This is a genomic window from Nocardioides sp. QY071 (assembly GCF_029961765.1).
Lineage (GTDB): Bacteria > Actinomycetota > Actinomycetes > Propionibacteriales > Nocardioidaceae > Nocardioides.
In genome coordinates this window covers 2,806,597-2,818,899 of record NZ_CP124681.1, presented here as the reverse complement: position 1 = coordinate 2,818,899, position 12,303 = coordinate 2,806,597, and the positions used below count along the sequence as shown (strand labels likewise).

Annotated in this window: 12 protein-coding genes; 7 read left to right on the top strand and 5 right to left on the bottom strand. The window is 73.5% G+C overall.

Annotated elements, in window-relative coordinates:
- Positions 1-81 precede the first annotated feature (81 nt).
- Together QI633_RS13580 and QI633_RS13575 are read left to right on the top strand one after the other, a co-directional pair.
- Entirely contained in the window at positions 82-1,197 is a 1,116-nt protein-coding gene (locus QI633_RS13580) for a dihydrodipicolinate reductase (protein WP_282426080.1), read from the top strand.
- The gene (locus QI633_RS13575) at positions 1,197-1,688 is read left to right on the top strand and encodes a carboxymuconolactone decarboxylase family protein (RefSeq protein WP_282426079.1); all 492 of its coding nucleotides are present in this window, start codon (positions 1,197-1,199) and stop codon (positions 1,686-1,688) included. The genes QI633_RS13580 and QI633_RS13575 overlap by 1 nt, the downstream gene beginning before the upstream one ends.
- Positions 1,689-1,691: 3 nt before the next feature.
- Here the strand turns inward: QI633_RS13575 and QI633_RS13570 are convergent, their stop codons facing one another.
- From QI633_RS13570 to QI633_RS13560, 3 genes are read right to left on the bottom strand one after another with little or no spacing between them, the layout of a single operon-like run.
- Complete coding sequence (locus QI633_RS13570; protein WP_282426078.1) at positions 1,692-2,609, bottom strand: alpha/beta hydrolase; 918 nt, start codon at positions 2,607-2,609, stop codon at positions 1,692-1,694.
- Between the two features lie 24 nt (positions 2,610-2,633).
- Positions 2,634-3,239, bottom strand: a complete 606-nt coding sequence (gene def, locus QI633_RS13565) for a peptide deformylase (protein WP_141798707.1) — start codon at positions 3,237-3,239, stop codon at positions 2,634-2,636.
- Positions 3,240-3,259: 20 nt separating this feature from the next.
- Positions 3,260-4,660 carry a hypothetical protein gene (locus QI633_RS13560; RefSeq protein WP_282426077.1) on the bottom strand — a complete coding sequence of 467 codons (1,401 nt, stop codon included), beginning with the start codon at positions 4,658-4,660 and terminating at the stop codon, positions 3,260-3,262.
- Between the two features lie 162 nt (positions 4,661-4,822).
- On the opposite strand from QI633_RS13560, the gene QI633_RS13555 reads away from it, so the two are divergent.
- From QI633_RS13555 to QI633_RS13545, 3 genes are all read left to right on the top strand, one after another.
- Positions 4,823-6,259: a hypothetical protein gene (locus tag QI633_RS13555; protein WP_282426076.1), complete on the top strand. Its 1,437-nt coding sequence runs from the start codon at positions 4,823-4,825 to the stop codon at positions 6,257-6,259.
- Positions 6,260-6,330: 71 nt separating this feature from the next.
- Positions 6,331-7,701 (top strand): acyl-CoA dehydrogenase family protein, encoded by a 1,371-nt coding sequence (locus QI633_RS13550; protein ID WP_282426075.1) that lies wholly within the window; start codon positions 6,331-6,333, stop codon positions 7,699-7,701.
- Positions 7,701-8,918: an acyl-CoA dehydrogenase family protein gene (locus QI633_RS13545; protein ID WP_282426074.1), complete on the top strand. Its 1,218-nt coding sequence runs from the start codon at positions 7,701-7,703 to the stop codon at positions 8,916-8,918. Before QI633_RS13550 ends, QI633_RS13545 begins: the two co-directional genes overlap by 1 nt.
- A gap of 281 nt (positions 8,919-9,199) precedes the next feature.
- On the opposite strand, the gene QI633_RS13540 is transcribed toward QI633_RS13545, so the two are convergent.
- On the bottom strand, positions 9,200-10,225 hold the full coding sequence (locus tag QI633_RS13540; protein ID WP_282426073.1) for a galactokinase family protein: 1,026 nt from the start codon (positions 10,223-10,225) through the stop codon (positions 9,200-9,202).
- Between the two features lie 23 nt (positions 10,226-10,248).
- Between QI633_RS13540 and QI633_RS13535 the strand changes: the two genes are divergently transcribed.
- Together QI633_RS13535 and QI633_RS13530 are read left to right on the top strand one after the other, a co-directional pair.
- Entirely contained in the window at positions 10,249-10,806 is a 558-nt protein-coding gene (locus QI633_RS13535; RefSeq protein ID WP_141798713.1) for a nucleosidase, read from the top strand.
- On the top strand, positions 10,803-11,660 hold the full coding sequence (locus QI633_RS13530) for a patatin-like phospholipase family protein (protein ID WP_282426072.1): 858 nt from the start codon (positions 10,803-10,805) through the stop codon (positions 11,658-11,660). The genes QI633_RS13535 and QI633_RS13530 overlap by 4 nt, the downstream gene beginning before the upstream one ends.
- 21 nt (positions 11,661-11,681) lie before the next feature.
- Here QI633_RS13530 and QI633_RS13525 read toward each other — a convergent pair whose 3' ends face one another.
- Entirely contained in the window at positions 11,682-12,275 is a 594-nt protein-coding gene (locus tag QI633_RS13525) for a LysR family transcriptional regulator substrate-binding protein (protein ID WP_282426071.1), read from the bottom strand.
- Positions 12,276-12,303 lie beyond the last annotated feature (28 nt).

Here is a 12,303-nt window from a genome sequence, read left to right as displayed (position 1 = left end):
CGTCGAGTTCGTGAAGATCTCTCAAAAACTGACACGCTGTCGCACTACCGCTCGCGCTCCGGGCCGCCTAGTGTCCCGTCCATGGCGGATGAGAACACGTTCTACCAAGCGGTCCCGGTGGTCGTCTGGTGCACCGGCAACATGGGCCGCGCGTCCATCCGGGCGGTCGCGGCGCACCCTGGGCTGAGCCTGGCAGGGGTGATCGTCAGCGACCCGGCGAAGGTCGGGCGCGACGCCGGCGACCTCGCCGAGCTGGGGCGCACCCTGGGCGTCCGAGCGACCGCCGACGTCGATGCGGCCCTGGCGACCCTCGACGGCGGCGGCGCGGTCGCCTACACGGCGTCCGGCGAGCTGCGGCCCGACGAGGCTGTCGTCGACATCGCGCGAGCGCTGGCGAACGGCGCCGTGGTCGTGACGCCCTCGGTCTACGCGCTCTACGACCACCGCAGCGCGCCCGCCGAGCTGACCGACCCTCTCAGCAAGGCCTGCGCCGACGGCGGCAGCGCGCTGTTCGTCAGCGGCATCGACCCGGGCTGGGGCAACGACCTGCTGCCCGCGCTCGTCAGCGGCCTGGCCTCGGAGATCGAGCAGGTGCGCTGCCAGGAGATCTTCGACTACTCGACGTACGACGCCGAGGACTCGGTCCGCTACATCGTCGGCATGGGCCAGCCGATGGACTACGAGCCGCCGATGGTGGCCGAGGGGATCCCCTCGATGGTCTGGGGCGGGCAGATCCGGCTGATAGCCCGGGCGCTGGGCGTCGAGGTGGACGAGCTGCGCGAGACGGTGGAGCGGCGGGCGCTCGACGCGTCCGCGACCACCGCCCTCGGTGACTTCGAGGCCGGCACCCAGGGCGGGCTGAGGTTCGAGGTGCAGGGCATCGTCGGTGGCGAGCCGAAGATCGTCGTCGAGCACGTCACCCGGATCGCGGCGGCCTGCGCCACGGACTGGCCGATGCCGCCCGACGGCGGCGACGGCGCCCACCGGGTGATCATCGAGGGCCGCCCGCGCATCGAGATCAACGTCGAGGCCACCGACGAGGGCGGCAACCGCGCCGCCGGCGGCAACGCCACCGCCGCCAACCGGCTGGTCAACGCGATCCCGTGGCTGCGCACCGCCACGCCGGGCCTGTACGACGGCCTCGACGTGCCGCTCGTGCCGTCGACGTACCTGCGCACGATCGGCGAGGAGGCCTGATGTTCCTCGAGATCCCCGACGGCAAGGACCCGATCACCTACGTGTGGGGCGAGCTGGTGCCGGGCATCGGCCCCGCCGCGTCCACGCTCGCGATGAGCGTCTACGAGCACAGCACGCTCGGCCTGCGCGAGTTCGAGGCGGCCCGGCTGCGGATCGCGCAGGTCAACGGCTGCCTGTTCTGCCAGGACTGGCGCACCGAGCGCGACGGACAGAGGGTCGAGGGCACCTTCGACCGGGCCGTCCAGGACTGGCGCACCACGCGCGACTTCGACGACCGCACCCGCCTGGCGGCGGAGTACGCCGAGCGCTACGCCCTCGACCACCATGGCATCGACGACGGCTTCTGGCAGCGGATGCGCACGCACTACTCCGACCGCGAGATCGTCGAGCTGTCGATGTGCCTGGGGTCGTGGCTGGCGTTCGGTCGGCTCAACCGGGTGCTCGGCCTGGACGCGGCGTGCGTCCTGCCGAGCCACGCCGGTCAGGCCTGAGCGTCAGGCCTGGCGGAGCAGCTCCGCGAACTGCGCGACGGTGTCGTCGGCCGCGGCCTGGCAGGCAGGCGACCACGGGCCCATGTCGAAGAAGCCGTGGATCAACCCGGGGTAGGTCGTCTGGCGCACGGGTACGCCGGCCGCGGCCAGCCCGTCGGCGTACGCGATGCCCTCGTCGCGCAGCGGGTCGAACTCCGCCGTGACAACGACCGCGGGCGGCTGCCCGGTCAGGTCGCCGCGCAGCGGGGAGAGCAGTGGGTCGCTGAGGTCGGTGTCTGCCTCGACGTAGTTGCCGACGAACCAGACCATGGTCGCGTCGTCGAGGAAGTACCCGGTCCCGTTCTCCTTGCGCGAGACGTAGTCGCCAAGCACGTCGGTCGCGGGATAGACGAGCAGCTGGGCCGCGATCCCGGGGACGTGCTGGGCCGCGACCGCGCACAGGTTGCCGCCCGCGGAGTCGCCGGCGAGGGCGAGGACCTCGCTGCCGCCGTACTCGCCGATGCGCGCCTGGACGTCGCGGACCGCGGCGATCGCGTCCTCGGCGGCTGCGGGGAAGCGGGCCTCGGGCCCGAGGCGGTAGTCGACGGCGACGACGACGGAGCCGGTGCCGGCACAGATCGAGCGGGCCATCGCGGCGTGCGTGTCGAGGTCGCCGACCACCCAGCCGCCGCCGTGGAAGAGCACCACGGTCGGCACCGGGCCGTCACCCTCGGGACGGTAGACCCGCGCGCGCAGCGGACCGGCGCCACCGGCCACCTCGTCCTCGGCGATCGAGCCGACGGGCGCCAGGCTCTCGGGCGGCCGTCCGCCCACGGTCAGGGCGCGGAACACGGTGCGGGCCTCGGCGGGGGACAGCTCGGACATGGGGGTGCCGGCCTCGATCGCCATGAGGAGACCGGCCAGGGACGGGTCGACGGGCATGGCCTGACGCTAGTGCCCCACGGCTCAGGTGGGCCACTCCGGCGGGTAGTCCTCGGCCGCGGCGTCGTGCTGCTTGCGCAGCTTCTTCATCGCCTTCGCCGAGATCCGGTCGCCGAACACGGTGCCGAGGGTGTGGTCGGTCTCGTGCTGCAGGCACTTGGCGAGCAGACCGTCGCCCTCGAAGCGCACCGGGGCGCCGTCGAGACCGGTGCCCTCGACCACCGCGTAGTCCGGCCGGGCGCAGTCGACGAACGCGCCGGGGTACGACAGGCAGCCCTCGGGGCTGTCGTCGAGGCGCCGGGACACGCCCTCGGGCTCGACCAGGACCGGGTTGCACACGACCCCGACGACCCGCGTGCCCTCGGCGTCGGGGCAGTCGAAGACGAACATCGCGACGTCCTCGCCGATCTGGCAGGCGGCCAGGCCGACCCCGTCGGCGGCGTACATGCTCGCGACCATGTCGGCGGCCAGCGCGGTGAGGGCGGCGTCGTAGACCTCGACCCGGGCCTGGGGGCGGTGCATGACCGGCGTGCCCCAGCGGGTCATCGGGCGGACCCGCCCGTTGCGGGGCAGCGGTCCGTACGGCGCCAGCACGGCCTCCGGGGTCGTGTCGTCGAGGTCCTCGGGCATGGGCCCATGCTAGGAGAGCGCTAGTGCGGGGTGAGCCGGTGGTGGGCCGACGGGGGCACGGTGCCCTTCGGTGCGTCGGTGGGGACGTGCGTGACGGGCACGGGGACGTAGACGGGCTGCGGGACCGGCTGGGGCTGCGGCAGGGGACGTGGCAGCACCCGGATCCGGGTGCCGGGCGTGACGCTGGCCCCGTTGCCCTTCGCGGCGGCCACGGCGACCCGGACCGTCCACCGCCCGGTGTTGCTCGCCCTCACCCGCAGCGCGAACCTGCCGTTGGCCCGCGTCCTGGCCCGGTCGACGGTGCGCCAGTGCTTGCCCACCTTGCGCTGGAGCGTCACCCGGAGGCCGGCGTCACCCGGCGCGACCCGGCCCTTGACCCGGATCGGCTGACCCTGCCGGACCCGGGTGGCGGGCGCGCGGGCGTCGACCTGCCGCGCCACGGTGACCAGCAGGGTCGCGGACGTGCTGGCCTCGAAGGTGTCGTCGCCGCTCGTGCGGACCTGGTACTCGGTCTGGCGGTCCGGCTGGACGTGGAACTGGGCGTAGGTGTCGGTCCCGAAGCCGCCGCTCGCGACGGGGGAGAAGTCGGGAGCACCCCACGGGCGTGCCCACAGGGTCGCCGTTCCCGGGACGTACCCGGGCGACCACACGCCGTCACCGGGTGTCTTGGCGTCGGCCAGCAGGTAGTGGTCCTGTCCCTTGACGAGGTCCAGGCGGGTGATCCCTCGCTCGAGGTCGCTGCTGTGGTGGGTCGGTGCCGCCGAGATGAAGGCCTGGGACGGCACGCCCTCGAAGTCGTACGTCGTCGCGCCGGTCGTCGTCCGGATGCGGAGGTCGTCGAAGAAGAAGTCGCGGCCGCGGCAGCCGAGCTCGAAGGCGATCCGGGCCCGCCCGGGTGACCCCCAGTCGTCGGCCTCCTGCGCGAGCGTGCGGTCCTCGTCGGCGAGCGTCGCGTCGTCGGACCAGTACCAGTCCGTCGCGATGTCGGCGACGTCGTCGCCCGCGTGCCGGCCGCCCAGGCCTGAGACGTCGTAGCGGCCCTCCAGCCAGAGCGGGTCCGGCCCCTCATCGAGGTAGAGCCTGATCACGATCTGGCCGTCGCGGGCGAAGCCGGGGGAGACGCTCGGGTGGTAGGTCGCGAGGGACGCGTCCAGCAGGGTGCTCGGCTCCGCCACCCACACGGCGACGCCGGCCATGCCGCCGCTCTGCCCGCCGAACGCGAGGCCGATCGCGTGGTCGCCGAGGACGTCGTCGCGGCGGTAGGCGGCGTACGGCGCCCGGAGCACGCCACCGGGGCACGGGTCCGCGACGTACTCCAGCACGCCGTGGGGGAAGGCGTAGCCGTTGACCACCACCGTCTGCGCGGCCGCGAGCGCGGGCGGTGGCGGCACGACGCCGAGCGCGGCGAGTGCCGCCGTCACTGTCACGAGGATCCTGCGCATCGTCGCCCCCAGGTGTCTGCGACCGGTGATCGTCCCGTGCAGCCGAACGTACGGTCGCCGGAGCCGCCGTGCCGTCCCCCGAACTCGGTATAGATCGGTCGGGACCGGCCGTACGACGGGCGCCGGTGCGATGGTGCTCGGGTGGAGACCCACCACGAGCTGGCCGCTCTGGTGGCCCGGCTGGGACCGGCGGTGCTCGACGACCCGCAGGACTTCCGCGCGGCCTTCGACGACTACGCCCCGGCCGGCCGGACGACCGACGGCCAGGTCAACCTGCTCACCGACGCCATCCGGCTCGGCACGCTCGCCCGCGTGCTGGCCCAGCTCGCCGAGGGGGCCCAGCCCCGGCACACCCTCGACGCGCAGGCCTTCCGGCTGGCCCGGCTGCGCGGTGGAGCGGACGTGATGAGCGCGCGCTGGGCGCTCGCGGCGCTGCTGTTCGCGCTGGGCAAGGTGAGCGAGGACGAGGTGGCCGGCTCGCAGCCGCGCACGGTGCTCCCCGAGGAGCGCACCGTCCTGGCCGGCCCGCTCCTGCCGCTGTCGCTCGCGCCGCCGTCGCGCGAGGTGGAGCGCTCACGAGCGCGGAGCGGCCTGAAGGTCGCGGCCCTGGTGGCGGTGGCCGTCCTGGTCGTCGTCGCGCTCATCGTGCTGGCGGTGGTCGTGTCGCGCGGCGAGGGCACACCACGGTCCGGTCCGGCCCGGCGCGCCGCGCCGCCGGACCTGCGCGTGGTGCCGGCCGGGACGGTCGTGGGCACCGGAGACCCGGCCGGTGCCGGTGTCGTCGCCGCGACTCTGGCCGGACGCACTGCCGGCGTGCGGGTCGGCGACCTGGGTGCGGTCGAGCAGGCCGAGGACGAGATCGGGGTGCTGCTCTCCGCGCCCGGCAGTCGGCTGCGCAGGTTCACGCTCGCCGACGGGCCGTGCCAGGACCAGCCGTGCGCCCCGTGGGCCGCGGCCGGTCTGGCGGTCGTCGTCGACGGCATGGCAGTGCCGCTGCCGGCCGGCGGACCGTCGTACGTGGTCGCGGTGCCGGACGGCGCGAGCGTCGAGCTGCGCCTCGACGCGGACGGCTACGACCAGCGGGTCTCGCTGGTCGACGGTACGGCGACCGGACGCAACATCGCGGTCCTCACCCGGCCCGACCCGCAGGCCGACCTCGACGCGGACCTCGTGCTGCGTCCGACCGCGGACGCACCGCTCGGCCCCGACGCGGTGCGCTCGGTCCACGTCGGCCTGGCGCGGCTGTTCTTCTTCAACGGCCCGCGTGGACTGCGGGACCCGGGCCAGGCCTATCTCGCGGTCGAGGTCACCTACACGACGCCCGACGACCCGCGCCCGCGCGGCTTCGAGCTCGCCGAGCTGCACCTCGAGGCGGACGACGGGACGGCGTTCCCTCGCCGGGACCTCTCCCCGGACACGCCCACGCCGGACCCGGCCTTCGTCGTACCGGCGTCGTTCACGTCGGGGACGCTGGTGATCGAGGGCACCCGGCGGGTCACCACCCGCACGAGCACGGGCGGGACGGGCAGTGTGCTGCTGACCTTGCCGCGCACGACGATCGGGGTCCGGATCGACTGACGCCCAGATCACACGCGGTGATTTGGGACCATCTGTAGCGCAATGTGTAACTCATAGTTACATTTAGTGTCATGTCCCTGATCAGCAACCTCAAGCCGGGCGGCAAGCACGGGGTCCCGAGCAGCGAGAGCCGTGACCCGATCGGCTACCTCGTCGCCGGCCTCAACCGGCTCGCCCAGACCGACCTCCTCGACAAGGTCCGCCTCCGCAAGCCGGCCGAGCAGGCGGTCTTCTCCGTCACCCGGACCGGGTTCAAGACCATGACCAACGCGAGCCGCACGTTCGCGAAGGCCGGCAAGGGCGGCCAGCCCGGCACCCGGCCGACCAACGCCGCCGCGAGCGGCGTCTTCGACCTCACCCCGGGCGAGGACGAGCAGATGCTCGTCGACGTCGTCACCGAGTTCGCCGACGAGGTCGTCCGGCCCGCCGCGGCCGAGGCCGACAAGGCCTGCGCGGCGCCCGACGACCTGCTCAAGGCCAGCCTCGAGATCGGCCTGCCGATCCTCGGCCTGCCCGAGTCGCTCGGCGGCGTCTCCGAGGAGCGCTCGGCCATGGCCGGCACCCTCGTCGCCGAGGCCCTCGCCAAGGGCGACCTGGGCCTGGCCGTCGCGACGCTGGCGCCCGGCTCGGTCGCCACCGCGATCGGGCTGTGGGGCACCGACGCCCAGCAGCAGACCTACCTCCCGGCGTTCAGCGCCGAGGACGGCACCGTGCCGGCGGCCGCGTTGGCGCTCACCGAGCCCACCGTCCTGTTCGACGTGCTCACCCCGTCGACCACCGCGAAGAAGGCCGGCGACGGCTACGTCCTCAACGGCACCAAGAGCCTGGTGGCCCGCGGCGACAGCGCCGAGCTGTTCGTCGTCGGCGCCAGCCTCGACGGCAAGCCCGTCCTGTTCCTCGTCGAGTCCTCCACCGAGGGCCTCTCGGTCGAGGGCGACCCGGCGATGGGCGTGCGCGCCGCGTCGATGACCAAGCTGGTCCTCGAGGACGTCAAGGTCCCGGCGGATGCCGTGCTGGGCGAGACCGACGGGTCGACGTACACCGAGTGCGTGCGCCTGTCCCGTCTCGCCTGGTGCGCCCTCGCGGTCGGCACCGGCCAGGCCGTGCTCGACTACGTGACGCCGTACGTCAAGGGCCGCGAGGCCTTCGGCGAGCCCATCGCCAACCGCCAGTCGGTGGCGTTCATGGTCGCGAACATCGCGATCGAGCTGCAGGGCATGCGGCTGCTGACCTACCGCGCCGCCTCGCGCGCCGCGGCCGGCAAGGACTTCTCCCGCGAAGTCGCCCTGGCCCGCAAGGCGTGCACCGACAAGGGCATGCAGATCGGCCTCGACGGCGTCCAGCTGCTCGGTGGCCACGGGTTCGTCAAGGAGCACCCGGTCGAGCGGTGGTACCGCGACCTGCGTGCCATCGGCATCATGGAAGGGACGGTGCTGGTCTGATGGCCATCAACCTCGAGGTTCCGAAGAAGCACCGGGCGCTGGTCGACCAGGCCCACCAGGTCGCGATGAACATGCTGCGACCGATCTCTCGCAAGTACGACATCGCCGAGCACGAGTACCCCAAGGAGCTCGACATGCTCGCGGCGATGATCGACGGGCTCTCCGAGTCCGGCGCGAGCGAGGGTGCCGGCGCGACCGGCGTACGTCGTGACAGCGACGACTCAGACAAGAAGAGCGTCAAGAACGGCGCCAACCTGGCCTCGGTGACCTCGGTCGCCGAGATGTGCTGGGGCGACACCGGCCTCCTGCTGTCGATGCCCCGCCAGGGCCTCGGCAACTCGGCCATCGCCTCGGTCGCCAACGACGAGCAGCTCGAGCGCTTCAAGGGCCGCTGGGCCTCGATGGCGATCACCGAGCCGTCGTTCGGCTCCGACTCGGCCGCGATCTCCACCACCGCGGTGCTCGACGGCGACGAGTACGTCATCAACGGCGAGAAGATCTTCGTCACCTCCGGTGAGCGCTCCGACTGCATCGTCGTGTGGGCGACCCTCGACAAGTCCCTGGGCCGCGCGGCGATCAAGTCGTTCGTGGTCGAGAAGGGCACGCCGGGCGTCAAGGTCGAGCGGCTCGAGGAGAAGCTCGGCATCCGCGCCTCCGACACCGCGGTGATCACGTTCACCGACGCCCGGGTCCCGAAGGACAACCTCCTCGGCTCACCGGAGATCAACGTCGAGCAGGGCTTCGCCGGCGCGATGGCGACCTTCGACAACACCCGGCCGCTGGTCGCCGCGATGGCCGTGGGCTGCGCCCGTGCCTCGCTCGACCTGACCCGCGACCTGCTCAAGGAGGCCGGGATCGAGGTCGACTACGACAAGCCGGCGATCCTGCAGAGTGCGGCGGCGGCGAAGTTCCTCCAGCTCGAGTCCGACTGGGAGGCCGGGCGCCTGCTCACCCTCCAGGCCGCGTGGATGGCCGACAACCGCAAGCCCAACTCGCTCGAGGCCTCCATGGCCAAGGCGAAGGCCGGCCGGGTCGGCTCCGACGTGACGCTGTCGTGCGTCGAGCTGTGCGCCTCGATCGGCTACAGCGAGGAGGAGCTGCTCGAGAAGTGGGCGCGCGACTCCAAGATCCTCGACATCTTCGAGGGCACCCAGCAGATCCAGCAGCTGATCGTCGCCAGGCGGGTGCTCGGCCTGTCGAGCGCCGAGCTGAAGTGAGCTGACCAGCCGGGGTGCTTTGGGCCCGTTCTCGCTGAGGCGGGGGCGGGCCCGAGGCGTTGGTGACGGTCGGTGGGCTGGTCTGACCAGTTGCGGTTTGGTCCCAAACCGCAGGTCTGGAGGCCCGGATGTTGCGGTTTGGGACCAAACCGCATGCCGGAACAGCCACGTGACACGTGGGCGAGGTCGGACGAAGAAGGTCGGAATGCAACGAGGAACCGGCGGGTTCGCCGAGGTGCTCGGCATCCGGCCCGCCGGGTTCTCCGACGGAGCGTTCTGCCTCATCCCGCAGTGCTGAGGACCTCCGCTCCCGGACCCGGCTCGACGAGGTGGTGCACCGGGCGTGCCCAGCCGCGCTCGGCGTAGGCCGCGTCCACCGCCTCCCGTACGACGGCCGCCCGGTCCGCCGCGACGAGAGTGATCGTGCAGCCGCCGAACCCGCCGCCGGTCATCCGCGAGCCGAGGGCGCCGGCGCCGTTGGCGGTCTCGACGGCCAGGTCGAGCTGGGGGACGGAGACCTCGAAGTCGTCGCGCAGGGACGCGTGGGACGCCGTCATCAACGCACCCAGGCGGTCCCACTCGCCGTCGTCGATCGCCTCGACCGCCGCGCGGACGCGGTCGTTCTCGGTCGTGACGTGGCGTAGCCGACGCGGCTCGCCCGCCTCGCACTCACGCCGGCGCTGGGCGTACCCGCCGTCGCCGTCGGCGAGCGAGTGCCGGACGCCGGTGTCGGTGACCAGCAGGGCGAGCCCGGCCGCCGTCACGGGCAGCGGGACCGGGGTGGTGGCCGGTCCGCCCGGGTCGGCGAAGTCGACGAGCAGGGCGTGGCCCTCGGCGCCGAGCATGCTGGCGAGCTGGTCCATGCCGCCGGTCGGGGCACCCACGTGGTCGGTCTCGGCCCGGCGGCAGGCACCCGCCAGCAGCCGCCGGGTGTCGGCGTCGAGGGGGATGCCGAGCAGGCCCGCGACGGCGGTGGCGACGGCGCACTCCAACGCGGCCGAGCTGGAGAGGCCGCCGCCGAGCGGCACGGTCGAGGCGAGCCCGATGTCGAGGCCGGGCACCGTCCAGCCGGCCGCGCGGAGCTCGGCGACCACGCCGACGACGTACCGCTGCCAGAGGGCGTCACCCGGGGCCGCCTCGGTGCTGGTCATCCGCAGCTGGTCGTCGGCGCGGAGCGTCACGGTGGCGGTGGTGGCGAGCCGGATCGCGAACGGCAGGCACTGGCCGCCGTTGTAGTCGGTGTGCTCGCCGATCAGGTTGACCCGGCCGGGGGCACGGGCCACGACAGCCGGGCGGGGGGAGTGCACGGGGCCACACTAGGGTGACCGCCGTGCCCCGTCCGCTCATCGTCGCCGCCACCCGCGCCGAGGTCGCGCACGTCCCCGCCGGTCTCGAGGTGCTGGTCACGGGCATGGGCAAGACCGCCGCGGCGACCGCCCTCGCCCGCCACCTGGCGGTCCGCAGCGACCTCGCGGACCTGGAGGTCGTCAACCTCGGCACCGCCGGCGGTCTGCACGACGGGCTGTCGGCCGAGTCGGGGCTCTACGAGATCGGCACCGTCCTCAACCACGACATCAACGCCGACGCGATCCGCGCGCTCGGCTACGACCCGCGCGAGCGGATCGTCGTCGGGCCGGGCGGGACCGTCCTCGCGACCGGCGACGTCTTCGTCACCGACCCGGTCGTGCGGGCCCGGCTGGCCGAACAGGCCCAGCTCGTCGACATGGAGGGCTACGCCGTCGCGTACGTCGCCCAGGAGCTCGGCGTACCCGTCCGGCTGGTCAAGCACGTCTCCGACAACGCCGACGCGGGTGCGTGGGAGTGGGCCACCCTCGTCGACCGCAGCGCCCGGGTCCTCGGCGAATGGGCGGCGAGCCACCTGTCATGAGCACGCGAGCACTCGTCCTCGGTGGCGGCGGCGCCACCGGCAACGCCTGGCTGGTCGGCGTCGTGGCCGGGCTGCTCGAGGCGGGCGTCGACGTCACGACCGCCGACCTGATGATCGGTACGTCGGCCGGCTCGACCGCCGCCGCCCAGGTCACCAGCAGCTCCGCGGCGGAGCTGCTCACGGCGGTCCTGGAGGCACCGGTCCCGCAGCGTCCCGCACGGCCCGGAGCGGCGCGACCCGTGGCGGACCAGATGGAGCGGACGGCGCGCCTGATCGCCGCCGCCACCGACGCGGCCGACATGCGCCGGCGGTTGGGCGCCGCGGCGCTCGACCTCGCGGCGGGGTCGGGGGAGTCCTGGGCCGAGCGCTGGCGAGCCACGGTCGCGACCCGCCTGCCGAGCCCGGCCTGGCCGGCACAGCGGCTGCTGATCACGGCCGTCGACGCCGCGACCGGCGAGCCCGTGGGCTTCGAGCGCGACAGCGGGGTCGACCTCGTCGACGCGGTGGCGGCGAGCTGCTCGAGCGGGCCGGCGTACCCGATCGGGCGCCGGTCCTACATCGACGGCGGCTTCCGGGCCAATGCCGACAACGCGGACCTGGCGGCCGGCTACGACGACGTCCTGGTGCTCTCGCCGTTCGGCGGCCGGTCGCGTGCCCCGCAGGAGTGGGGCCTCGACCTCGCGTCCCAGGTCGCCGGGCTGCGCGCGGGCGGCAGCCGGGTGGAGACGCTCTTCCCGGCCACCGAGCACCTCGGCGCGAGTGCCATGGACCTCTCGCTGCGCGCACCGGCGGCACGTTCCGGTCGGGACCAGGGGCGGGAGCTGGCGGCGCGGGTCGGCGCGACCTGGGGCTGAGCCGACGCAGGGGCGAGCGGGTCAGCGGCTGCTGCTGGCGCGGCGGCCGCGCACCACGCCGACGAAGTCCTGGTGGACCGGGCTGTCCGCGTCCCGCAGCCACACGAGGGCCACGCTGGTCGGGTCGAGCTCGACCGGACGCTGCACGACGTCCTTGCGGTGGTGCAGGCGGGCCACCGACATCGGCACGATCACGATCCCGCTGCCCGAGGCCGCGACCTCGATCGCGTCCTTGACGTCCATCGCGGGGAACGGCAGCTGCTCCACCGACGGCGTCCACCCCGACGGGTGCGGCAGCACGAGCTGCTCCTCGGCGAGGTCGGCCAGGGGGATCGGCGTGTCGGGATCGGAGGCTGCCACGAAGTGCTCGCGCCCGGCGACGACGACCGGCACCTCGTCGTACAGGCGCACACAGTGCAGCGGCGACGGCGACTCGAGGTCGACCGGCAGCCGCACCAGCGCCATGTCGGCGTCGCCGTCGTCGAGGACGCCACGCTGCTGCTCCTCCTCGACCGGGAGGAGGTGGAGCCGGATCCGCGGGTTGCGCTCGCGCCACACCCGCGCCCACTTGTCGGGGGTCACTCCGGGAACGAAGGCGATGCGCAGGTCCTGCATGCGCCCACGATCCCAGAGCGAGCCCGAC

Coding starts and splice junctions, on each gene's coding strand:
- QI633_RS13575 (WP_282426079.1), top strand. CDS start 1,197: ATGTTCCTCGAGATCCCCGACGGCAAGGACCCGATCACCTACGTGTGG.
- def (WP_141798707.1), bottom strand. CDS start 3,239: ATGCCCGAGGACCTCGACGACACGACCCCGGAGGCCGTGCTGGCGCCG.
- QI633_RS13545 (WP_282426074.1), top strand. CDS start 7,701: ATGGCCATCAACCTCGAGGTTCCGAAGAAGCACCGGGCGCTGGTCGAC.
- QI633_RS13550 (WP_282426075.1), top strand. CDS start 6,331: ATGTCCCTGATCAGCAACCTCAAGCCGGGCGGCAAGCACGGGGTCCCG.
- QI633_RS13530 (WP_282426072.1), top strand. CDS start 10,803: ATGAGCACGCGAGCACTCGTCCTCGGTGGCGGCGGCGCCACCGGCAAC.
- QI633_RS13580 (WP_282426080.1), top strand. CDS start 82: ATGGCGGATGAGAACACGTTCTACCAAGCGGTCCCGGTGGTCGTCTGG.
- QI633_RS13525 (WP_282426071.1), bottom strand. CDS start 12,275: ATGCAGGACCTGCGCATCGCCTTCGTTCCCGGAGTGACCCCCGACAAG.
- QI633_RS13570 (WP_282426078.1), bottom strand. CDS start 2,609: ATGCCCGTCGACCCGTCCCTGGCCGGTCTCCTCATGGCGATCGAGGCC.